The organism is Luteimonas sp. A482, from assembly GCF_054072655.1.
In genome coordinates, this window is record NZ_JBSVRO010000001.1 from 414237 (window position 1) to 436134 (window position 21898).

At 69.7% G+C, this 21898-nt stretch carries 15 protein-coding genes; 8 read left to right on the forward strand and 7 right to left on the reverse strand.

The features are described 5' to 3' along the window. Positions 1 to 31: 31 nt before the first annotated feature. Entirely contained in the window at positions 32 to 2653 is a 2622-nt protein-coding gene (locus ACW5DW_RS01835; RefSeq protein ID WP_457016986.1) for a TonB-dependent receptor plug domain-containing protein, read from the forward strand. Between the two features lie 271 nt (positions 2654 to 2924). After that, positions 2925 to 3815: an RNA polymerase sigma factor RpoH gene (gene rpoH / locus ACW5DW_RS01840; protein WP_457016987.1), complete on the forward strand. Its 891-nt coding sequence runs from the start codon at positions 2925 to 2927 to the stop codon at positions 3813 to 3815. A gap of 125 nt (positions 3816 to 3940) precedes the next feature. On the opposite strand, the gene zupT is transcribed toward rpoH, so the two are convergent. From zupT to tal, 3 genes are all read right to left on the reverse strand, one after another. Then, positions 3941 to 4750 (reverse strand): zinc transporter ZupT, encoded by an 810-nt coding sequence (zupT, locus tag ACW5DW_RS01845; RefSeq protein ID WP_457016988.1) that lies wholly within the window; start codon positions 4748 to 4750, stop codon positions 3941 to 3943. Between the two features lie 80 nt (positions 4751 to 4830). After that, complete coding sequence (locus ACW5DW_RS01850; protein WP_457016990.1) at positions 4831 to 6099, reverse strand: NAD(P)/FAD-dependent oxidoreductase; 1269 nt, start codon at positions 6097 to 6099, stop codon at positions 4831 to 4833. Between the two features lie 22 nt (positions 6100 to 6121). Beyond that, positions 6122 to 7069 carry a transaldolase gene (gene tal, locus ACW5DW_RS01855; RefSeq protein WP_457016991.1) on the reverse strand — a complete coding sequence of 316 codons (948 nt, stop codon included), beginning with the start codon at positions 7067 to 7069 and terminating at the stop codon, positions 6122 to 6124. Positions 7070 to 7206: 137 nt separating this feature from the next. Between tal and ACW5DW_RS01860 the strand changes: the two genes are divergently transcribed. Continuing rightward, positions 7207 to 7998: an NYN domain-containing protein gene (locus tag ACW5DW_RS01860; RefSeq protein ID WP_457016993.1), complete on the forward strand. Its 792-nt coding sequence runs from the start codon at positions 7207 to 7209 to the stop codon at positions 7996 to 7998. Here the strand turns inward: ACW5DW_RS01860 and ACW5DW_RS01865 are convergent. After that, positions 7992 to 10250: a primosomal protein N' gene (locus ACW5DW_RS01865; protein ID WP_457016995.1), complete on the reverse strand. Its 2259-nt coding sequence runs from the start codon at positions 10248 to 10250 to the stop codon at positions 7992 to 7994. The genes ACW5DW_RS01860 and ACW5DW_RS01865 overlap by 7 nt on opposite strands. 466 nt (positions 10251 to 10716) lie before the next feature. Here ACW5DW_RS01865 and ACW5DW_RS01870 point away from each other — a divergent pair, with 466 nt between their 5' ends. Next, on the forward strand, positions 10717 to 11646 hold the full coding sequence (locus ACW5DW_RS01870) for a hypothetical protein (RefSeq protein ID WP_457016997.1): 930 nt from the start codon (positions 10717 to 10719) through the stop codon (positions 11644 to 11646). Further along, positions 11633 to 12220, forward strand: a complete 588-nt coding sequence (locus ACW5DW_RS01875) for a DUF3106 domain-containing protein (protein WP_457016998.1) — start codon at positions 11633 to 11635, stop codon at positions 12218 to 12220. The genes ACW5DW_RS01870 and ACW5DW_RS01875 overlap by 14 nt, the downstream gene beginning before the upstream one ends. A 197-nt stretch (positions 12221 to 12417) precedes the next feature. Here ACW5DW_RS01875 and ACW5DW_RS01880 read toward each other — a convergent pair whose 3' ends face one another. Next, a complete protein-coding gene (locus ACW5DW_RS01880) occupies positions 12418 to 12726 on the reverse strand; it encodes a DUF4286 family protein (protein WP_457017000.1) in 309 nt (102 codons plus the stop codon). A gap of 13 nt (positions 12727 to 12739) precedes the next feature. Beyond that, positions 12740 to 13951: a DUF3667 domain-containing protein gene (locus ACW5DW_RS01885; RefSeq protein WP_457017001.1), complete on the reverse strand. Its 1212-nt coding sequence runs from the start codon at positions 13949 to 13951 to the stop codon at positions 12740 to 12742. A 261-nt stretch (positions 13952 to 14212) separates the two neighbouring features. Between ACW5DW_RS01885 and ACW5DW_RS01890 the strand changes: the two genes are divergently transcribed. Together ACW5DW_RS01890 and sppA are read left to right on the forward strand one after the other, a co-directional pair. Then, positions 14213 to 15595 (forward strand): MATE family efflux transporter, encoded by a 1383-nt coding sequence (locus ACW5DW_RS01890; RefSeq protein ID WP_457017002.1) that lies wholly within the window; start codon positions 14213 to 14215, stop codon positions 15593 to 15595. Positions 15596 to 15650: 55 nt separating this feature from the next. Continuing rightward, on the forward strand, positions 15651 to 17537 hold the full coding sequence (sppA, locus tag ACW5DW_RS01895; RefSeq protein WP_457017004.1) for a signal peptide peptidase SppA: 1887 nt from the start codon (positions 15651 to 15653) through the stop codon (positions 17535 to 17537). Positions 17538 to 17833: 296 nt separating this feature from the next. Here sppA and ACW5DW_RS01900 read toward each other — a convergent pair whose 3' ends face one another. Beyond that, complete coding sequence (locus ACW5DW_RS01900; RefSeq protein WP_457017006.1) at positions 17834 to 18859, reverse strand: sugar kinase; 1026 nt, start codon at positions 18857 to 18859, stop codon at positions 17834 to 17836. A 196-nt stretch (positions 18860 to 19055) separates the two neighbouring features. On the opposite strand from ACW5DW_RS01900, the gene ACW5DW_RS01905 reads away from it, so the two are divergent. Continuing rightward, positions 19056 to 21833 carry a TonB-dependent receptor gene (locus tag ACW5DW_RS01905; protein ID WP_457017007.1) on the forward strand — a complete coding sequence of 926 codons (2778 nt, stop codon included), beginning with the start codon at positions 19056 to 19058 and terminating at the stop codon, positions 21831 to 21833. Positions 21834 to 21898 lie beyond the last annotated feature (65 nt).

Consider the following 21898-nt stretch of genomic DNA (forward strand, 5'->3'; position numbering starts at 1 on the left):
ACGCACACATAACGAGATCCGGAGAAACCACATGACATCCCCGTTCCGATCGCGCGGCCGCAGGCTCGCGGCGCTGCCGATCGCCATTGCCTGTGCGCTGCCCGCGCTTCCCGCCATCGCCCAGGACGCCGCCCCCGCCGAAGCGCAGACCCTGGACCGCATCCAGGTCACCGGCTCGCGCATCCGCCGTGCCGACATCGAGGGCGCGGTGCCGCTGACCGTGATCGATCGCGCCGCGATCGACGCCAGCGGCGACGTGTCCGTGGCCGACGTGCTGCGCGACACCACCTTCTCGTCGTTCGGCAACTTCCGCCCGCGCTCTGGCAGCACCGCTCAGGCCACCGCCGACATCGACCTGCGCGGCATCGGCTCCGACCGCACCCTGGTGCTGGTGGACGGGCGTCGCGTGCCGTATGCGCCGTCGACGGGCACCAACGCCGACCTCAACACCATCCCGCTGGCAGCGGTGGAGCGCATCGAGATCCTGTCCGACGGCGCGTCGGCGCTGTATGGCTCGGACGCCATCGGCGGGGTGGTCAACATCATCCTGCGCAAGGACTACGACGGCGCCGAGTTCCGCTACGGCATCGGCACCCCGGCCGTGCGCGGCGGCGATACCGAAGAGGCCTCGCTGGTGTTCGGCACCTCGTCCGATCGCGGCAGCGTGCTGTTCGGCGCGTCGGCCAACTCGCGCGAGATGGTGTACACCCGCGACCAGATCGGTGGCGACGTGCGCGGCGGCTCGTTCTATGGCAACAACTTCTACTTTGAAAGCGCGACCGATCCCGGCGAGGAGGGCGAGTTCGGCGGGGCGCTGCCGGGCTATGCCTGCGACGACCCCAACTTCTGGCGCAACGGCGAGAACTGCGTGTTCGACTTCAACGCAGTGGCCGCCAACGAAGCCTCGGTGAAGAACAAGTCGCTGTTCGCGCGAGGCAGCTGGCAGATCAACGAGGACTGGTCGATCTACGCCTCGGGCAGCTACAGCGGGACCGACAGCTTTGGCCGCTATGCGCCCACGCCGGGCGCGCTGTACGTGCCGGAAGGATCGCCCAACGATCCGCTGCTTGGCGACGGCCTGGGCGCATTCGTGTACCACCGCTACGCGGCGGCCGGCAACCGGGACACCTTCGTCGACAACAACGTCGTCGACATCAACGTGGGCTTCAACTGGCAGGCCACCGAGAAGCTCTACGTCGACCTCGGCATGCGTCGCAGCAAGGCCAGGTTCAAGGAGCTCGGACGCGGCTTCATCGTCACCCCGCTGGCCGAGGCCGCTGTCGCAAACGGTTCCTACAACCTGTTCGATCCGTTCGGCAACTCCGAGGAGGTGATCAAGGGCTTCACCGCCACCACCTCGCGCGACGGCGTCTTCGACATCGAGGAGCTGTACGCCAACGCCACGCTCGACCTGTTCGAGCTGGGCGGCGGCACCTCGGTGGTGGCGTTTGGCGCGGAATACCGGCAGGAAGATTACGCCGACATCTTCGACTCGCTGTCGGAGGCGGGGGTGATCGCCGGTTCTTCGGGCAATTCGGCGGCAGGCTCGCGCGAGATCTACGCGGCCTACGCCGAATGGCTGTTCCCGATCGTGGACAGCTTCGACGTCACCGTGGCCGCGCGCTACGACCGTTACAGCGACTACGGAAGCGACGTCTCGCCCAAGGTGTCGCTGCGCTGGCAGCCGCTGGACAACCTGACCCTGCGTGCCTCGGCCGGCCAGGGCTTCCGCGCGCCGCCGCTGCCTTACGTGCACGGCAAGCGCGCGTTCTCGGCCGAGCAGGTGGGCGACTTCCGCACCTGCGTGGTGCTCGGCTACAGCCCGGCCGACTGCGGCGGCGACGCCAACGGCGACAACATCGCCGACGGGCCGCAGAGCGACGACGTGAGCTACCAGGTCGACACCTGGTCCAGCGGCAACCTCGACCTGGAATCGGAGACCTCGCGCCAGTCCAGCGTCGGCCTGGCCTGGGACGCGGCCAGCTGGCTCAACCTGACCCTGGACTACTACCGGATCGAGGTCGAGGACCGCATCCGCCAGATCGAATTCCAGGAGCTGGTCAACTTCGACAACGCCGGCGTCGCGCTGCCCACCGGCACCTCGGTCGTGCGGCGCTCGAACGGCTCGATCAGCGAGGTCAACACCGCCTATGCCAACGAGGGCGACCTGGAAACGAGCGGCCTCGACCTTAACCTGCGCACCCGCTACACGCTGGGCGACGCCGGCCGGCTGGAGAACTGGCTGCAGGTGGCCAAGGTCCTCGACTTCACCGTCACCGACGGCGACACGGTCAAGGACCGCCTGGGCTGGATCTCGTCGCCCGACCTGCGCGCCACCCTGCGCAACAGCTGGACGCTGGGCGAGCTGACCGCGAATTGGAACATCAACCACATCGACTCGCAGGAAAATCCGGCCAGCACGCCCGCGTTCGGCTTCATCGGCGGTGGTCCGAACTCGCGCCTGGGCAGCTACACCACCCACGACCTGTCGGTGACCTACCGGGCGCCGTGGGAGGGCAGCATCACTGTCGGCGTGAACAATGCCGGCGACCGCTACCCGGATCTGATGGAAGTCCGCGGCCGGCCCTGGAACTTCGAGCTCTACGACGCCTATGGCCGGACCCTGTACTTCCGCTACGCGCAGTCGTTTTGACCTGCTGGAGTGTGCTGCTGGTGGGGCAGGCTTTTGCCACGGATTTGGCGGATCAACGCGGATTGGGCCGGCCAGGAGCAAGCCTGAACGGGTTAGTCAGGGATGTCCAAGCGCAGATCGTTGATTTGCAACCGGCGTTCGGGCGCGATGGGGCGGTTCACCGCCCCGTCGCGGTGTTCGGGCGAGACTTGCCTTCCCGTTCCAGCAGCGCAACGCTAGGGAACTTCCCGAGGTCTTAGCAGTCATATATGCCGACTGCTAAACTCCCCCCATGAACATGCCCATGTCCCAAGCGCTCGTTGCCAACAACCTGCCGGTTACCGCGTTCAACGGTCTGACTCCGCTCGGGTCGCTGGAAGCCTACATCGGCGCGGTCCACCAGATCGCCGTCCTGTCGACCGAGGATGAGCAGGCGCTCGCGCGCCGCTACCGGGACGACGAGGACCTGGATGCCGCCCGTGAGCTGGTGCACTCGCACCTGCGCTTCGTGGTGCACGTCGCGCGTGGCTACAGCGGCTACGGCCTGCAGCTGGCCGACCTGATCCAGGAAGGCAACATCGGCCTGATGAAGGCGGTGAAGCGCTTCGATCCGGACGTCGGCGTGCGCCTGGTGAGCTTCGCGGTGCACTGGATCCGCGCCGAGATGCACGAGTTCATCCTCAAGAACTGGCGCATCGTCAAGGTCGCCACGACCAAGGCGCAGCGCAAGCTGTTCTTCAACCTGCGCAAGAGCAAGACCCGCTTGGGCTGGCTCAATGCCGCCGAGGTCAGGGCGGTTGCCAAGGACCTGAACGTGTCCGAGCGCGAAGTGCTGGAGATGGAGTCGCGACTGTCGGGCCGCGACATCGGCTTCGATGCGCCGTCCGACGAGGACGACGAGCGCGCACCGCCGGCGCCTGCGGCCTACCTGGTCGCGCGCGAAGAGGATCCGGCCCAGGCCTACGAGCGCAGCAGCAGCCGGGACAACAAGCTCGGCCTGCTGCGCGAAGGCATGGCCCGCCTGGATGCGCGCTCGCGCGACATCATCATGCGTCGCTGGCTCGATGACGAGAGCAAGGTCACGCTGCAGGAACTGGCCGACGAATACGGCGTCTCCGCCGAGCGCATCCGCCAGGTCGAGGCCAACGCGCTGAAGAAGATGAAGACGCTGTTCGCGGCCTGAGCCGCGGCGGTGGCCCACAGGAAAGCCCGGCTCCGGCCGGGCTTTTTCGTGGCCGCTCAGTTGACCTGGCCGCCCTTGCCGAACGTGGCCGGACGCTCAGGCGTTGCTGCGCCCGATCCGGCGACTCACCACTTGAACAGCACCAGGCTGATCGCCAGCGCGCCCATGCCGGTCACCAGGCCGTACACCGTCTCGTGGCCCTTGGCGTAGCGCTTGGCCGCCGGCAGCAGCTCGTCCAGCGCCAGGAACACCATGACCCCGGCGATCACCCCGAACACCGCCCCGAACACCGCGTCCGACAGGTACTGGCGCAACAGCACGTAGCCGATGATCGCGCCGATCGGCTCGGCCAGCCCTGAGAGCAGGCAGGCGAAGAAGGCGTAGGCCTTGTTGTTGGTCGCGAAATACACCGGCACCGCGATGGCGATGCCCTCCGGGATGTTGTGGATCGCGATCGCAAAGGCCAGCGGCATGCCCACGCGGGGATCCTCGAGCGTGGCGAAGAACGTCGCCAACCCTTCGGGAAAATTGTGCGCGGTGATCGCGATGGCGGTCAGCAGGCCGACGCGCTTGATGTAATCGCGGTTGTGCTCGCGGAAGTAGGGGTCATCGACCTCGAGTCGCTCGTGCGGATTGGGCACCAGCCGATCGATCGTCACGATCAGCAGCACGCCGGCCAGGAAGGACAGCGTGCCCCAGGTGAATCCGAGCCTGTCGCCGAACTGTGCGGTGAACGAAGCGATCGACTTGGCTAGGATCTCGCCGAGCGACACGTACACCATCGCGCCGCCGGCAAAGGCCAGGCCGAATGCGAGCAGGCGTGCGTTGGGTGTTTTCGAGGCGAAGACCAGCAGGCCGCCGAAGCCGGTCGCAAGGCCCGCCACGGTCGTGACCGCGAGCGCGACCAGCACGTTCTGCATCGGGACGTCGATCATGCGTGGACTGCTCTGGGAGACGCGCCATCCTAGCCCAGCGGCGCGTGATGCGGCGGCCACGCGATGGGCCTGGTCGATCGTTACCCTGTATCGCTTCGATCATCGCCGCCGAGGATGATCCGCGCCGCACGCTGGTAGGTCCAGTACGCCACCGACCAGTTGAGCAGCACCACCGAGCGGTTGCGGAAACCGACCAGGAAGAACAGGTGCGCGAGCAGCCAGAACCACCAGGCCAGGATGCCGGAGAAGCGCACCGCGCCCAGGTCGACGACCGCGGCCATGCGGCCGATGGTCGCGAGGTTGCCGGCGTCGCGATAGCGGAACGGCACGGACTGCCCGTGCTGCAGCCGGGCACGGATCATCTTCGCCACGTGCCGGCCCATCTGCTTGGCGGCCGGCGCCACGCCCGGCACCGGCCTGCCGTCGGCGCGCTCGAGGCTGGCCAGGTCGCCGGCAGCGAAGATGTCGGGGTGACCGGGAATGGAGAGGTCGGGCTCGACATGGACCCTGCCGGCGCGATCCAGCGGCACGCCGAGGCATCGGGCAAGCGGCGAGGCCGCAACACCGGCGGCCCACACCACCGTCCTGGCCGGCACGAACCGGCCGCCGACGCGATAGCCCTCGGCCGTGATCTCCTCCACGGGATCGCCGGTGAGCACTTCCACGCCGAGCCGCTCGAGCTGTTCGCGTGCACGCTGCGAAAGATCTTCGGGGAAGGACGACAGCACGCGTGGCCCGGCTTCGACCAGGCGCACCCGCGCGCGCGCAGGGTCGATGTTGCGGAACTCGCCCTGCAGGGTGTGGCGTGCGATCTCGGCCAGGGTGCCGGCCAGCTCGACGCCGGTCGGGCCGCCGCCGACGATGGCGAAACTCAACCAGGCGTCGCGCTCCGCGGGATCGGTCGCCGATTCGGCGCGTTCGAAGGCCAGCAGCAGCTTGCGGCGCAGGTCGAGCGCGTCGTCGAGCGTCTTCAGCCCGGGCGCGTGCTCGGCCCAGTGGTCGTTGCCGAAATAGGCATGGGTGGCGCCGCTGGCGAGCAGCAGGTAGTCGAAACCGATGTCGCTGCCGTCGGCCAGGCCGACGCGCTTGCCATCGGCATCCACGCCCACCACGGTGGCCATGCGCACGACCACGTTCTTCTGCCGGCGCAGGATCTGGCGCAGCGGCGCGGCGATGTCCGGCGCCGACAGGCCGGCGGTGGCGACCTGGTAGAGCAGCGGCTGGAACAGGTGATGGTTGCCGCGATCGACCAGGGTGATGCAGACCGGCGCGGCCTTGAGTGCGCGCGCGGCCCACAGCCCGGCAAAACCGCCGCCGACGATGACCACATGGGGCAGCGTCGGGGTCATGCGTCGCGGCCGAGGAGCTGCGTCAGCCGATCTTCGCCGCCAGCTGCGCTTCGAGCTTGCGCTGGTCGGCGGCGAAGTTGCGGATGCCTTCGGCCAGCTTCATGGTCGCCATCGGGTCCTCGTTGTGCTGCCAGCGGAACGACCCCTCGTCGAGCGCTGCGGGCGGTTGGCCGCGGTCGCCCGCATCGACCAGGGCGCGCTCCACCGTGGCATCGGATTCCTCCAGCGCCGCCAGCAGGTCGGGTGAGATCGTCAGCCGGTCGCAGCCGGCCAGCGCCAGCACCTGCCCGGTGTTGCGGAAGCTCGCGCCCATCACCACCGTGTCGTAGCCGTGCTGCTTGTAGTACTGCCAGATGCCGGTGACCGACTGCACGCCCGGGTCGTCCTGCGGCGTGGCCGGCTTGTCCATGCCGTTGGCCACGTGCCAGTCGAGGATGCGGCCGACGAAGGGCGAGATCAGGAACACGCCGGCCTCGGCGCAGGCCACGGCCTGGGCGAACGAGAACAGCAGGGTCAGGTTGCAGTGGATGCCTTCGCGCTCGAGCCGCTCGGCGGCGCGGATGCCTTCCCAGGTCGAGGCCATCTTGATCAGCAGGCGATCGCGGCCGATGCCGGCCTGGTCGTACAGCTCCACCAGGCGATGCGCCTTGGCCACGGTGGCCTCGGTATCGAAGCTCAGGCGCGCGTCGACCTCGGTGGACACGCGCCCGGGGATCAGCTTGAGGATCTCGCCGCCGATCGCGACCGACAGCCGGTCGCCCGCGTCGGCCACCCTGGCCTCGCCGCTGCCGCTGGCGGCGGACACGGCCTGCTCCAGGTGCGATGCGTAGGCCGGCAGCGAGGCGGCCTTGAACAGCAGCGACGGATTGGTGGTCGCGTCCATCGGCTTGAAGCGGGCGATGGCTTCGATGTCGCCGGTGTCGGCGACGACGGTGGACAGGGAGCGGAGCTGTTCGAGCTGGGTCGGCATGTCGGATCGGCGCCTGGCGATGCGGGGAAGCGCATATTGTCGCGCATCCCCCGTGGCCTTGCCGTGTTGGTTGCAGCCCGTACGATCGCAGCGGGCCCGCGCTACCCTGAGGCCTGCAATCGCAGGAAGACACGCACATGGCCGAAAGTGAAAAACGCATCGCCCTGCTGATCGACGCAGACAACGCACCCGCATCGAAGATCGACGCGATCCTCAACGAGGTCGCGCGCCACGGCGTGGTCAACGTGCGCCGCGCCTACGGCAACTGGAAGAGCCAGAGTCTGGCGGGCTGGGAAAAGGTGCTGCACGAGTACGCGATCCGGCCGATCCAGCAGTTCGCCTACTCGCCCGGCAAGAACGCCTCGGACATGGCGATGGTGATCGACGCGATGGACCTGATGTTCGCGCGCACCCTGGACGGGTTCGCGGTGGTGTCCAGCGACGCCGACTTCACCCCGCTGGTGATGCGCCTGCGCAACGACGGCTACGCGGTCTACGGCTTCGGCCAGAAGCAGACGCCGCTGCCGTTCGTGAAGGCCTGCTCGACCTTCCTGTACCTGGAGAAGCTGGGCGACGACGGCGACGTGGCGGATGACCAAGTGCGGCCGCAGACTTCGGGCGAACTCAAGGGCGACGCAGGCCTGGCGCACCAGTTGCGCGGCGCGGTGGCAGCCGTCGCCGACGACGAAGGCTGGGCACACCTGGGCGGGGTAGGCAGCCATCTGAACAACCAGGGCTCGTTCGATCCGCGCAACTACGGCTACCGCAGCCTGAGCGCACTGATCGAGGCGGTGGACCTGTTCGAAGTGCGCAGGGAAGGCCAGAAGGTGCTGGTGCGCGAACGGCCACACGCCGACGCGCGACGTCGCCGCCGGCCTGGCAAGGCAGCGCCGGCCAAGGCTGCTCCGGGTGCGACCGGCGCTCAGTAGAGATCGATCGGGTCCACGTCCAGCGACCAGCGCACCTTGCGCGCCTCGGGAAGCGCATGGATCGCGGGAATGGCGCCGTGCAGCGCGGCATGCAGGCCGCGTCGCGACGACGCCACCAGCAGCAGCTGGGCGCGATGCATGCCCGCGCGCTTGGGCATGGGTGCCGGCATCGGCCCGCTGAGCGAGAGCGGCTCGGCCTGAATCCCGTGCGGCTCGGTGGAGCCGGCGCGCCTGCCCCGCGCGGGAGATGCGGGCTCCAGCAGCCGTCGCGCGGCCTGCAGGAACGCCAGCGGCGGCTCGGCGTGCTTGGACTCGGCGCGCAGCAGCGCCAGGTGCGCGTACGGCGGGAATCCGGCGTCCTCGCGCTGGGCCATCTCGTCGCCGGCAAAGGCCGGGTAGCCGCCGGCGATCAGCACCGCCAGCAGCGGATGGCCGGGATGGTGGGTCTGCAGCAGCACCTCGCCGGCACGGCGCGCGCGGCCGGCGCGCCCGGCCACCTGGATCAGCAGCTGGGCCAGCTTCTCGTGCGCGCGGAAGTCAGCCGAGAACAGGCCCTCGTCGACGCCGACCACGCACACCAGGCTCAGGTCCGGCAGGTCGTGGCCCTTGGCCAGCATCTGCGTGCCGATGAGGATGCCGGGGCGGTCGCCGAGTTCGCCCAGCAGTTGCTCCAGCGCGTCGCGACGCTGGGTGCTGCCGCGATCGATGCGCAGCACAGGCACGTCGGCGAACTTCGCCGCCAGCACTTCCTCGATGCGCTCGGTGCCCGCGCCCTGCGGCTGCAGCCCCAGGCTGGCGCAGTCCGGGCAGGCAGGTGGCGACGGCCTGCGGTGGCCGCAGTGGTGGCACTGCAGGCGCCGGCCATGCGCGTGCACGGTCATCGGCCGGCCCTGGTCGGCGGTGCCGCAGCGCGGGCACTGCGCGCTCCAGCCGCAGTCGTGGCACAGCAGCACCGGCGCGTAGCCGCGACGGTTGCGGAACACCAGCACCTGCCCGCCGCCGTCCAGCGCGGCACGGATCGCGTCGAGCATCTGCGTCGACAGGCCGGCCTCGAGCGCGCGCTTGCGCACGTCGACCACGCGTACCGCCGGCGGCTGTGCGTCGCCCGCACGCCGCGACAGGCGCAGGTAGCCGTAGCGGCCGGCGCCGGCGTTGTGCAGCGTCTCCAGCGAGGGGGTGGCGCTGCCCAGCAGCACCGGCACGCCCAGCGCCTTGCCGCGCACCAGGGCGAAGTCGCGGGCGTGGTATCGGATCCCGTCCTGCTGCTTGTAGCTGCCGTCGTGCTCCTCGTCGATCACGATCAGGCCGGCGTCGGGCAGCGGCGTGAATACGGCCGAGCGGGTGCCGACGATCACCCGCGCCTCGCCGCGCCAGGCGGCGGCCCAGGTGCGTGCGCGCTCGCCGTCGTTGAGGCCCGAGTGAGTGGCGTGCACGGGCACGCCCAGGCGGGCGCGGAAGCGCCCCAGCAGCTGCGGGGTCAGCCCGATCTCCGGCACCAGCACCAGCGCCTGGCGGCCCCGCGCAAGACAGTCGGCGATGGCGTGCAGGTAGACCTCGGTCTTGCCGCTGCCGGTGACGCCGTCGAGCAGCATCGGAGCGAAGCCGGACGCGTCGTGCAGCGCATCGATCGCCGTGCGCTGCTCGTCATTGGGGGTCGGACCCGGCTGTGGAGCGGGTGCGAGCTGGGAGGCGGGCACGGCGACGCGCTCGGCATGGCCGCGCCGGGCGAGCGCACGGGCCGCGCTGCGCCACTCGTCGATCGAATCGGCCAGCGCGTCTTCGCCGCGGGCGCTCTCGCGCAACAGTTCGGCCAGCCGCCTCGGCCGGCTGCCTGCGCGCAGGCCGGGCAGGGCGGTGAGGCCGGACTCGGTCAGGCGCCAGGCCCAGGCGTGGGTGTCGGGCAGCGGCTCGCCGCGGCGCAGCGACGCCGGCAGGGCGGTGGCCAGGATCTCGCCCAACGGGGCGTGGGTGTAGCGGCTGAGCCAGTGCAGCGATTCGAGCAGTTCGCCGTGCAGCAGCGGGGCCTCGTCGAGCAGGCCATGCACCGGGCGCAGGCGACCTTCCGGCGCCGGCGCGGCCACTCCGACGCCGGCGATCACGCCGACCAGTTCGCGCGGACCGAAAGGCACGCGCACGCGGCGGCCGATGTCGTGCGCGGCGGGGGCGTGGCCTGGGGGGGCGGCATAGTCGAACAGCCGCAGCGGCGGCAGCGGCAGGGCGACCTGGAACACGGGCGTGAGGGCGTCGGGCACCGCCGAAGTCTAGCGACTGCGTGCGCCTTCCCGCGGCGCGGGATACAAGCCCCGACTTGCGGGCCCAAGTTGTCCCCGGGTGGACGTACATCGTGCAAGTCGATGGCAGGGAAGGGATTTTCCCTTATCCACAATTTGTGTGGATAAGTCTGTGCACGAAGCCCTTTGCAGGCTCGTTTTGGCCGCGCCATCTACGTGAAGAGCTGCCTTGGCCAAAAAATCGCCAGTCCAATATTCACCATGAAAAACAATGGTTTGTCCGTGAAACAAAGCCTTCACATAGACCAAGGCGCTTCACGGCATGGCCGATGTGACATTTTGGCGACGCATGTGCACAACGTGTTGCGCCGCAACCTGAGCGGGATCAGCGAATGAGACTGCCGTCAAGTCCAGGGCCGGCGCGGCGCGGCGCCGTATGATGGCGCGCATCGGGCCGCCCCCGGGCCCGGAAACCGGTCTTCCGTCCTTGAATGATCCCGTCGCGGCGCGTGCCGCCCTGACCGCTTTCCTGCGCGGCGTCGAACGTCGCGGCGTGGTGTTCGCGCAATGGCAGGGCGGGGACGCCGCCGCCGGCGATGCCGCCCTTGCCGCCACCCTGCGTGCCTTTGCGGGGGGCGCGCAGGCGATGCCCTTCGCCGAGTGGCCGCGCCGGTTCTGGGCGATGCTGCTGGCTGCGCCGCAACTGCGTGGCACCACGCCCGCAGCCGGCGACGTGCCGGTCGTGGTGGCGAGCCTGGGAAGCGGCCCGCGCGCCGCCCTGCTGCTGCGGGTGGTGGCCGGCCTGGCCGAATCCGAGGCGGCGGCGGTGCTCGGCATCGCTGGCCCCACCTACCGGCTTGCGCTGCAGCGTGCGCTGCCCCGTGGCCAGGACGGCAGCGCCGATCCCGGTGCCTGGCGTGAGCTGTCGCAGGCAGCGCAACTGGCGGTGCGTGCGGTGCCGGCGGAGCGGCTGGAGACGATCGCGATGCTGCGCGACGGGGTGCGTCCCCGACCGGTGCGCGCGATCACGCCGCCCCAGCCCGGCCGGCCGGGCTGGCTCTGGCCGGCGACCGTGGCGGTCGTGGCGTTGACCGCCGGCGCGCTGGCAGCTACCTGGTGGGGTCCGTGGATTGCCGGTGCGGAGCCAGACGGCGATGCGCGCATCCGTATTGAAACCCTGCCGCCAGCGGCGGCGCCGGCCGCGCGCTTCGACCCGGCCAGTGCGCTGGCCAGCCATCGCGACCTCGACCTGCTTGTCGCGCAGGTGAGCGGCGCCTTCGCCGACGATGCCGATCCGGCATTCGACGCCTGGCTGGTGGACGCGTTGTCGCAGGAAGGTGCCACCCTGGCACCGCCCGAAACCACCGCGGTCGATGCCGATGCCGCATCGCAGGAGCAGGTGGATGCGCCGCAGTAGGCCACGCCGGTCGGCGGCCGCCGCGCTGGCGCTGCTGCTGGCCGCGGCCAGTGCGGGCGCGCAGCCCGCTGGAGATGCCGCGGCGCGGCTGGCCGCGCTCACGACCGAGCAGCGGCAGGCGCTGCAGCGGCGCGTCGAGGCCTGGGAGGCGCTTCCCGAGCCGATGCGTCGCGAGCGTCGCGAGGCGTGGCTGGCCTGGCGCGTCCTGCCCGACGGCGAACGCCAGCGCATGCGCGCCGCCCGCGAGGCCTGGCTGGCGCTGCCGGTCGCCGAGCAGCAGGCGTTGCGTGCGCGCTTCGACGCGCTGGATGCCGGCATCGCCCGCGGCTGGCTGCTCGGCCCGGTGCTTGGCGCGGACTGGTCGCGGCTGCACGCGCTGTTCGCGCAGGTGCCGCCGGAGGGCCGCGATGCGCTGCTGCAGGCACTGCATGCACTGCCGGCGCAGGCGCGCGACGACCTCGCGGTGCTGGCCCAGCGTACGCCGCCGCAGGAGAGGGAGGCATTGAGGGCCGAACTGCTGGCGCAGCCGCAGGCGCAGCGTGCGCAGTGGCTGCGACGTCGCGTCGACCCCTGACGGGGGCGGCGGGGCGGCATGGCGTCCACCCGCGTTGCGCGTGAGACATCACTCCCGATGTGATCCCGAGCGCAGCGAGGGATCTTCGACCAGGTGGCGGCAGATCCTCCCGGCGCAGCCCCGCCTGGATTGACCGGCTTCGCCGTTGTGAGGCTCTTCTCCCTGCGGTCGAAATGACAGGCCGGCGCCGCGTGGCTTCAGCCGCCCAGTGGCCGCAGGATCCTCCGCGACGCGCGCACGCGGTCGCCGAACAGTTCCGCGCTTTCGGCGCGCATCCTCGCGGCGTGGTCGCGAAGGTAGGCGTCCAGCGCGGCGCCATCGCGCAGGCGGTAGTGCATGCACAGCAGCAGATGACCGGCATCGGGCGGCTGTTCCACCACCTCGAATGCATCGGCTGCCTCGAACCCCGGCAGCGCCAGGATGCGCTGCAAGTGGCCGGGCAGCCAGGCCAGGAGCGCCTCGGCGCTCCCGCGTTCGACCCGCAGGCTCACTTCGTAGAGCAGCATCGCGTCCTCCTGCCTACATCCAGACCAGGCTGGTGATCGTGGTGAATACTGCGCCAAAACTCAGCAACACCGAATAGCACAGGCCGATCGCGCCAAACTTGAGCAGGGTCATCGGCCAGCCCTGCGCGTACACGCGTTTTTGCATCAACAGCAGGTACACCGGCATCCAGATCCAGATGGCGGCCTCGACCAGGTCGAACGCGATCTGCAGCCCGACGTTGCGTGGCGCCAACCAGTGCTCCAGGCCCATCGCCAGGAACATCAGCAGCAGCGCCAGGCACACGAAGGCATGGCTGTGCAGGGCCACGATCAGGTGCTCCATGTACAGGCGCCGCCTGAACACGTAGGCGATCTTGAGCATCAGCGCGAACAGCGGCAGCAGCACGAACAGGGTCGAGGGAATCGCGCCGAGCACGGCGTCCTTGAACAGGTCCGGATCCTCCTGCAGGCGCGGGATGTTCTTCTGCAGGCGCCCGATCTGATGGTTGATCCAGTCGTTGGCGAAGCCGGGCAGGGAGGCGATGTGGACCGGGTTGGTGTCCGCATCCCAGGGCTCGCTGCCGCTGAACTGCAGCCGGTTCAGGCGCGGCACTGGCGGCGGACCATTGGTCTGCTCGGCATGGCGGAAGGCGGCGATGCGCTCCTCCGCCTGGGCGCGGATCGCCGCTTCGCTGGCGGTCATGGCGGCCGCGGCCGTGCGCTGGCCCACGCGAGCGCCGACGCCGTCGCCGGCTTCGGCTGCATCGGCCCCGGCTTCGAGTTCGGCGCGCGAGGTGGCGATCCTGGACAGCGCCCGGTCGCGCGCCTGTTCGACCTGGGCGATGTCGAGCGCGGTCTCGATGCCGTTGTCACCGCCCAGCTGCACCGGGTTCTCGTTGCCGAAGCTGAGGGTGAGCTTGCCGATGAAAAAGGTCAGCACCGCGAGGAAGAAGAACAGGCGGAACGGGCTGACGTAGCGGATGCGGCGCCCGGCGAAGTATTCCAGGGTGAGATGGCCCGGACGCGCGAGCAGCGGCCCCAGCGTGCGCGGTGTGCGCGAGTCCCAGTCGAACACGCTGTCGAGCACGTCCCCCACCAGGCTCGAGAAGTGGCGCACCAGGCCCTTCACCGGCTGCCCGCATGCATGGCAGTGTTCGCCCAGCAGCGCGGCGCCGCAGTTGGCGCAATCGGGCTGGGCGGCGTCGGGTACGGCGATTGCCGCCGGCTGCTCGTGCGATGTGCTCATCGGCGTCGTGGCTCCCGTGCTTCGGCGTGTCGAACGCGTCCTTCCGAAACCCGCGCGGCAGGTGGGAAATCCGTCGCGCCAGCTCGTGCCGGCGCCCCGGGACCCCGCGCCTGCCGCCCGGGACGGCGGGGCCGGCACCATGCGGTCGCCATCAATGGCGGCCACTGGCATCGGCGGGTAAGATACCGGCCGCCGCCGACCCGGCGCCAGCGCAGCGATAGTGGATCGCTGCCGGCCGCAGTCGCGCCCTCCCAGACCCCCATGCCTCCGCCCGCCCCGCCGGCGCGCTTCCGCGGTGAAGTGCGCACCACCGCCGTGCTTGCCGCGCCGCTGGTCGCGGGCCATCTGGCCACCGGCCTGATCGGCTTCGTCGACAACGTCATTGCCGGCCGCCACGGCACCAATACGCTGGCCGGCGTGGCGGTCGGGACGGCGCTGTTCTGGCTGCCGATGCTGGTGCCCATGGGCACGCTGATGGCGCTGCCGCCGTCGGTGTCGCAGCTCGATGGCGCCGGCCGCCAGGCGGAGGTCGGGCCGCTGTTCCGGCAGGCGCTGTGGCTGTCGCTGATGCTGGGGCTGCTGCTGTTCGCCTGCCTCAGCCTGTCGGTGCATGCGCTTGAGCCGATGGGCATCGCGGCCGAGGTTCGGCCCACGGCGACCGCCTTCCTGCACGGCATCCGCTGGGGCATTCCCGCGCTCACGCTCTACTTCTGCATGCGCTACCTGTGCGACGGCATGCACTGGACGTTGCCGACCATGGTCTTCGGCTTCGGCGGGCTGCTGGTGCTGCTGCCGCTGGGCTATGCGATGGCCTTCGGCGCGTTCGGCTTCGCGGAGATGGGCGCGGGCGGCCTGGGCCTGGCCTCGGCGACGATGATGTGGCTGCAGGTGGCCGGCTTCCTGGTCTACCTGGCGCGGGCGCGCAGGTTCGAGGCGCTGCGGCTGTTCGAGCGCTTCGACCCGCCGCGCTGGCGCGAGATCTCCGGTCTGCTGCGCACCGGCCTGCCGATCGGCGTGACCGTGGCGATGGAGGGCGGCCTGTTCGTCGCCACCGCGCTGCTGATCGGGCGCCTTGGTGAGCTCGAGGTTGCCGCGCACCAGATCGCGATCAACGTCGCCTCGCTGTGTTTCATGATTCCCTTCGGCCTGGCCGAAGCGACCACGGTGCGCGTGGGCCACGCGGTGGGCGCAGGCCGCGGGTCGGCGGGCGTGCGGCGCGCGGCCTTCGCCGGCATAGTGCTGGTGCTGGCCACCCAGGCGGCGTCTGCAACGGTGCTGCTGGGCTGGCACGATGCGATCGCCGCGATCTACACGCGCGACCTGGCGGTGGCGTCGCTGGCCGGGACGCTGCTGCTGTACGCCGCCGCTTTCCAGTTTCCCGACGGCGTGCAGGTGCTGTCGGCCGGCGCCCTGCGCGGGCTCAAGGACACGCGCGTGCCGATGTTCATCGCCGCCATCGCGTACTGGGGCGTGGGCATGCCGCTGGGAGCCGGGCTGGGCCTCGGGCTGGGCTGGGGGCCGAAAGGCATGTGGCTGGGCCTGATCGCCGGCCTGCTGGTCGCCTCGGTGCTGATGGCATGGCGCTTCATGCGCAGCAGCAGGCCCGCCGCCCTGCCAACCGGCCTGGTGACCAAAGACGCATGAAAACCCGGCACTCGCCGGGTACCCTGAGCATCCGCAACAGCGAGCATCTGCCCAAATGAGTCAAGCCTCTTCGCGCGGCCCCGTCGCGCGCGCCATCGTCGGCGTCTGGGACGGGATGAACTTCGTCCGCCGGCTGATCCTCAACCTGCTGTTCTTCTTCCTGCTGCTGCTGGTGCTGGTGGCCATCGTCGGCAGTGGCAGGGGCGTGGCGCCGCTGGACAAGCGCACCACCCTGGTCTTCGCGCCCGAGGCGCAGCTGGTGGAGCAGTACACCACCGATGCGATGAGCCGCTCGCTGCAGGCCAGCTTCGGCCAGGGGCCGGGGGAAGTGCAGTTGCGCGACGTGCTCAAGGTGCTGGAGGCCGCGCGCACCGACGACAACATCGAGCGCGTGCTGCTGCGCGTGGACCGCATGGGCTTCTCGGGGTTTGCCGCGATCCGCGAGGTCGGCGCCGCGATCCAGGCCCTGCGCGACTCGGGCAAGCAGGTCATCGCCTTCGGCGAGCGCTTCAGCCAGGGGCAATACCTGCTGGCCGCGCATGCCGACGAGGTCTATCTCGATCCACAGGGCGAGGTGCTGCTGCTGGGCCTGAGCGGCTACCGCCAGTTCTATCGCGAAGGGCTGCAGGACAAGCTCGGCATCGACATGCACCTGTTCAAGGTGGGCGAGTACAAGTCGGCTGCCGAACCCTTCATCCGCGACGACGCCTCGCCCGAGGCCAAGGAAGCGGACCTGTTCTGGCGCGGCGACGTCTGGCAGCGCTACCTGGCCGATGTCGCGCGCCTGCGCGGCACCACCGCCGCGACGCTCGCGGCCAGCATCGACACCCTGCCCGAGGGCATCGCCGCGGCCAATGGCGACACCGCGCAGTACGCGCTGCAGCAGAAGCTGGTCGACGGGCTGAAGACGCAGGAGCAGGTCGAGAACCTGCTGGCCGAGCGCGGCGAGGTCGACGAGGATGCCGACGGCGGTTTCCGCCAGGCCGGTTTCCTCGACTACCTGCGCCACGCCGAGGGCCCGCCGCGTCCGGCCGATTCGCGGCCGCAGGTGGCGGTGGTGGTGGCCGAGGGCGAGATCGTCGACGGCCGCCAGCCGCCGGGCAGGATCGGCGGCGAGTCGACTGCGGAGCTGCTGCGCGAGGCGCGCGACGACGACGACGTCAAGGCGGTGGTGCTGCGGGTGAACTCGCCGGGCGGTTCGGCCTACGCCTCGGAAGTGATCCGCCGCGAGATCCTCGGCCTGAAGGCGGCGGACAAGCCGGTGGTGGTGTCGTTCGGTGATGTCGCCGCGTCCGGCGGCTACTGGATCAGCATGGACGCCGAGCGGATCTATGCCGACCCGTCGACGATCACCGGTTCGATCGGCATCTTCGGCCTGGTGCCCACCTTTCCGCGCGCGCTGGAGAAGATCGGCGTGCACACCGATGGCGTGGCGACCACGCGCATGGCGGGCGCTTTCGACCTGAGCCGGCCGCTGTCGCCCGAAGTGGGGCAGGTGATCCAGTCCTACATCGACAAGGGCTACCGCGATTTCATCACCCGCGCGGCGCAGGGTCGCAAGCGTACGCCCGAGCAGATCGACGAGGTCGCGCGTGGCCGTGTCTGGACCGGCGACCAGGCGCGCGAGCGTGGGCTGGTGGATGAGTTCGGCGGCATCCAGGCGGCGGTGGCCGACGCCGCCGCGCGCGCGAAGCTGGGTGAAACCGGGACATGGCGCGTGCGCTATGTCGAGCGCGCGGCGACGCCGTTCGAGAAGTGGTTCACCGGCTTTGTGCAGGGTCGCATCGGCCAGGCCTGGCTCAAGGATTCGGAGTTCGCGCAGACGCTGCTGTCGCGCGCCGTGCCGCAGGCCGAGCGCGACCTGCGCGTGCTGGAGCAGGTGCTGCAGACCCGCGACGGCGCGCCGGTCTCGGTGCTGGCGCACTGCTTCTGCGGGATCTGACGGCAACGGCGCATCGCGATTGCCTTTTCGCAGGGCTGGCGATTGCGCCAGGTGTCATGCCTCCATGACTGGGCGGTCAAGCCTCTTGGAGATCCGTCGCTGCGCTCGAGATGACATCGGGATTGATGTCTGACGCGGCGGATTGTCATTTCGACCGCAGGGAGAAATCTCCGGGGCGCCCGAACGCAGATCCCTCGCGGCCCCGGGATGACAGTGCGCAGCCGGCATGCCGGCGTTGCTGTCCGACCGCTGGGGATCTCTGCGGGCGCCGCAACGCGCCCGCCATTGCGGCATCCTCAGCGCTTCACGTCCAGGCGCTCGCCGCGCACCAGCGCCATCACGTCATCCGCATCGCAGAGGTTGAAATCGCCTGGTACCGCATGCTTCAGGCAGCCGGCGGCATGGCCGAAGCGCAGGCTGTCCAGGTCGTCCCAGCCCGACGCCAGGCCATGCAGCACGCCGGCGGCGAATGCGTCGCCACCGCCGATGCGGTCGACGATGCCGTGCAGCTCGCGCGGCTCGACCTGGTGCAGCGCGCCGTCGCGCGTGGCCATCAGCGCACCCAGCGCGTGCTGTTCGACGCTGGCCTGGGCACGGGTGGTGCACGCCAGCCGCTGCAGGCGCGGGAACGCCTCGAAGGCACGGCTTGCGGCACGCGTGAAGCGCTGCGCGTGCGGGACCTCGCCGTCGCCGTCGTGCGCGCCCAGCACCACGTCGATGTCGCGATGATCGGCAAACGCGATGTCCGCCGCCTCCAGCAGCGGGCGCAGGATGCGCGCCGGCTCGCCGTCCCAGGCGGCCCACAGCTTGGGGCGGAAGTTGCCGTCGAACGACACCCGTACCCCCAGGTCCACCGCGGCGCGCACTGCTGCGGTGGCGGCGGTCGCAGTCGCGGCGCCCAGTGCCGGGGTCACGCCCGACACGTGCAGCCAGCCGGCGCCGCGCAGCAGCGCAGGCCAGTCGTAGTCGCCAGCCGGGGCCAGCGCGAACGCCGAGCCGGCGCGGTCGTACAGCACCTCGCTGGGCCGGTGCCCGGCACCGGTCGCCAGGAAGTACAGCCCCATGCGCCCTTCCGCCAGGCGCACGGCGCGGGTGTCGACGCCGTGGCGGCGCAGTTCCCCCAGCGCCGCCTGCCCCAGCGCGTTGTCGGCGACAGTGCCCAGCATGGCGACCTCGTGGCCGAAGCGGGCCAGCGAGACCCCGACGTTGGCCTCCGCGCCGCCAATCCGCACCTCGAGCCGGGGAGACTGCAGCAGCAGCTCCCGCCCGGGCGCCGCCAGGCGCAGCAACAGTTCACCGAAACACGCGATACGACCGCCCATGGGGCCTCCTGTCAGGAATTCTGCATCTTGGGACACGCCGGCCCGGAGCGATTTTTTGCACCGCAGCATGCTTGCCGGGAAAGGTTTTGTTAGGGTTTTGGCCAGCGGTGTCATTTGGCCCGCCGGGGCATGGTCATCGCACCATACAACTGTCAGCCGTCGCAACGCGCACGTCTGACCTCACGGGAGGGGAATTATGCAAGCTGCTTCGAAGAGAAAAAAGACACCGGTTACCTTGCTAGCGGTTTCAATCGGTCTCGCACTCCAGGTGCAGGTGATGACGGCGGTGGCGCAGGAGGCGCAGGAGGCCGCGCCCGCGGCGCAGACTGATCCGCAGACCCTGGACACGATGGTGGTGACCGGATACCGCGCCAGCCTCGAGCGTGCGATCGACATCAAGCGCGGTGAGGCGGGCATGGTCGACTCGATCGTCGCAGAAGACATTGCCGACTTCCCCGACCTCAACCTCGCCGAATCGCTGCAGCGCATTCCCGGCGTATCGATCACCCGCGAGGGCGGCGAGGGCCGCAACATCTCCGTCCGCGGGCTGGGCCCACAGTTCACCCGGGTGCGCATCAACGGCATCGAGGGACTCGCCACCGGTGGCGGCACCGACACCTCCGGCGGCGTGAACCGCGCGCGCAACTTCGACTTCAACACCTTCGCGTCCGACCTGTTCACCCAGCTGGTGGTGCGCAAGACTTCGGCGGCGGAGATCGAGGAAGGCTCGCTTGGCGCGACGGTCGACCTGCGCACCGCGCGTCCGTTCGACTACGACGGCTTCACCATGGCCGTCGGCGGGCAGATGGGCTACAACACGCTGGCCGAAGAATACGATCCGCGCGGCACCTTCCTGGTCAGCAACACCTTCGCCGATGGCCACGCCGGTGCATTGCTGTCGATCGCCTACACCGACCGCACCGTGGTCGAGGAAGGCTCCGACTCCGTGCGCTGGTGGACAGCGCAGAACAGCACGACCAACTTCTTCGACCAGAGCTCGCCGTTCCAGGCCGCGCTGGATCCGAACGTCTACCACCCGCGCATTCCGCGCTACAACCTCTACCGCCACGAGCAGGAGCGCCTGGGCATCACCGGCGCGCTGCAGTTCAAGCTCGGCGATCGCACCGAGCTGGTGTTCGACGGCCTGTACGCGCGCTTCGACGCCAACCGCTGGCAGGACAACATCAACGCGGTCTCGTTCAGTCGCACCAACGCGTCGGGCAAGCAGGAAACCAGCGTCCGCGACGGCGCGGTCGACGGTCGCGGCAACCTGGTCTACGGCGTGTTCGACAACGTCGACATCCGCTCGGAAGGCCGCTACGACGAGCAGTCAACCGAGTTCACCCAGCTCACCGCGGCGCTCGAACACGGCTTCAGCGACAGCGTGCAGATGAACCTGCTGCTGGGCATGTCGCAGTCCGAGTACGACAACCCGATCCAGACCACCGTCATCGCCGACAAGTTCAACGTCCAGGGCTACAGCTGGGACTACCGTGGCAATGACCGCTTGCCGGCCTTCAGCTACGGCGACCTCGATCCGACCGACCCCACCGGCTGGACCCTGGCGGAGATCCGCCTGCGCCCGCAGTACGTCGAAAATACCTTCGACACCGCGACGATGGACCTGTCCTGGGCGGCGTCGCCCTACTTCACCCTCAAGGGTGGCGTGAACTGGAAGAGCTACGAGTACAAGAGCCGTGAATGGGGCCGCGGCACGCCGGGCAGCGGTCGTGTCGAGACCGTGGGCGGAATCAGCATCGACGATGCCGCGCTGGCCTCCATGATGCGCGAATTCAACATCCGCGCTGGCAACGCCGGCCGCGCGGTCGTGCCGGACGTGCACGCCTTCGCCGAAATGATGGGCATCCACAACAACACCGGACCCTACGCGGTCCACACGGACCTGACCAACACCATCGCCAACAACCGCGCGATCCAGGAGGAGAGCCTGGGCTTCTTCCTGCAGGGCGACTTCAACTTCGACATCGGCGCGATCCCGGTGCGCGGCAACGTCGGCGTGCGGCGGGTCGAGACCGAGCTGACCAGCAACGGCTGGGTCGACATCAACACGCCCGGGCAGGTGGTGCACACGTACACCGACACCCTGCCGTCGTTCAACCTGGTCGCCGAGCTGGCCCCCGACCTGCTGCTGCGTGTGGCCGGTGCCGAGGTCATGACGCGTCCCAACCTCGGCTTCCTCGGCATCGGCACCAGCTTCAGCGTTGCCGGCGGCGCGCGTACGGTGACCACCGGCAACCCGCGTGTCGAGCCGTTCCGCGCCAAGACCTTCGACCTGGGGCTGGAGTGGTACTTCGGCGATGGCGCCCTGGTCTCGGTCGGCGCGTTCTACAAGGACATCGACAGCTACATCCAGACCTCGCGCGAGAGCCGTCCGTTCCACACCTCCGGACTGCCTGCGTCGCTGCTGCTGCCCGAATGGGGCGTGACGCCGGATGACGAGTTCGTCTTCCAGCAGCCACTCAACACCCCCGGCGGCGACCTGACCGGCGTCGAGATCGGCTACCAGCAGCCCTTCACCTTCCTGCCGGGGATCTGGAGCGACTTCGGCGTGCAGCTCAACTACACCTACGTCGAATCGGACATCCAGTACCTGTCCTCGTCCGGTGCGCCCAGTGCCACGGGGCCGATGGTCGGCCTGTCGAACAACGCCTGGAACGCGACGCTGTACTACGACAACACGAAGTTCTCCGCACGCGTGTCGGCGGCCCATCGCGACGAGTACATGAACCAGGTCCCGGGTCGCGAGGGCACGGACATGGAAGGCACGGCGGCGACGACCACCATCGATGCCTCGCTGTCGTACAACTTCAACGACAACTTCTCGATCTCGCTCGAGGGCCTGAACCTGACCGACGAGTGGTCGGACATGTGGCTCGACAGCGAGCGCAACATGCCGATCGCCTACACCCACACCGGCCGCCAGTACATGGTGGGGTTCCGCTACAAGTTCTGATGCACCTGCCGGTCCCGCTGCGGCGGGACCGGCGCAGGTGCGCTTCCACCGCGCTGGTGTCGCGA

What these genes read in the sequence shown, in the direction of transcription:
- ACW5DW_RS01835 (WP_457016986.1), top strand. Translation starts at nt 32, where the DNA reads ATGACATCCCCGTTCCGATCGCGCGGCCGCAGGCTCGCGGCGCTGCCG.
- rpoH (WP_457016987.1), top strand. Translation starts at nt 2,925, where the DNA reads ATGAACATGCCCATGTCCCAAGCGCTCGTTGCCAACAACCTGCCGGTT.
- zupT (WP_457016988.1), bottom strand. Translation starts at nt 4,750, where the DNA reads ATGATCGACGTCCCGATGCAGAACGTGCTGGTCGCGCTCGCGGTCACG.
- ACW5DW_RS01850 (WP_457016990.1), bottom strand. Translation starts at nt 6,099, where the DNA reads ATGACCCCGACGCTGCCCCATGTGGTCATCGTCGGCGGCGGTTTTGCC.
- tal (WP_457016991.1), bottom strand. Translation starts at nt 7,069, where the DNA reads ATGCCGACCCAGCTCGAACAGCTCCGCTCCCTGTCCACCGTCGTCGCC.
- ACW5DW_RS01860 (WP_457016993.1), top strand. Translation starts at nt 7,207, where the DNA reads ATGGCCGAAAGTGAAAAACGCATCGCCCTGCTGATCGACGCAGACAAC.
- ACW5DW_RS01875 (WP_457016998.1), top strand. Translation starts at nt 11,633, where the DNA reads ATGCGCCGCAGTAGGCCACGCCGGTCGGCGGCCGCCGCGCTGGCGCTG.
- ACW5DW_RS01880 (WP_457017000.1), bottom strand. Translation starts at nt 12,726, where the DNA reads ATGCTGCTCTACGAAGTGAGCCTGCGGGTCGAACGCGGGAGCGCCGAG.
- ACW5DW_RS01885 (WP_457017001.1), bottom strand. Translation starts at nt 13,951, where the DNA reads ATGAGCACATCGCACGAGCAGCCGGCGGCAATCGCCGTACCCGACGCC.
- ACW5DW_RS01890 (WP_457017002.1), top strand. Translation starts at nt 14,213, where the DNA reads ATGCCTCCGCCCGCCCCGCCGGCGCGCTTCCGCGGTGAAGTGCGCACC.
- sppA (WP_457017004.1), top strand. Translation starts at nt 15,651, where the DNA reads ATGAGTCAAGCCTCTTCGCGCGGCCCCGTCGCGCGCGCCATCGTCGGC.
- ACW5DW_RS01900 (WP_457017006.1), bottom strand. Translation starts at nt 18,859, where the DNA reads ATGGGCGGTCGTATCGCGTGTTTCGGTGAACTGTTGCTGCGCCTGGCG.
- ACW5DW_RS01905 (WP_457017007.1), top strand. Translation starts at nt 19,056, where the DNA reads ATGCAAGCTGCTTCGAAGAGAAAAAAGACACCGGTTACCTTGCTAGCG.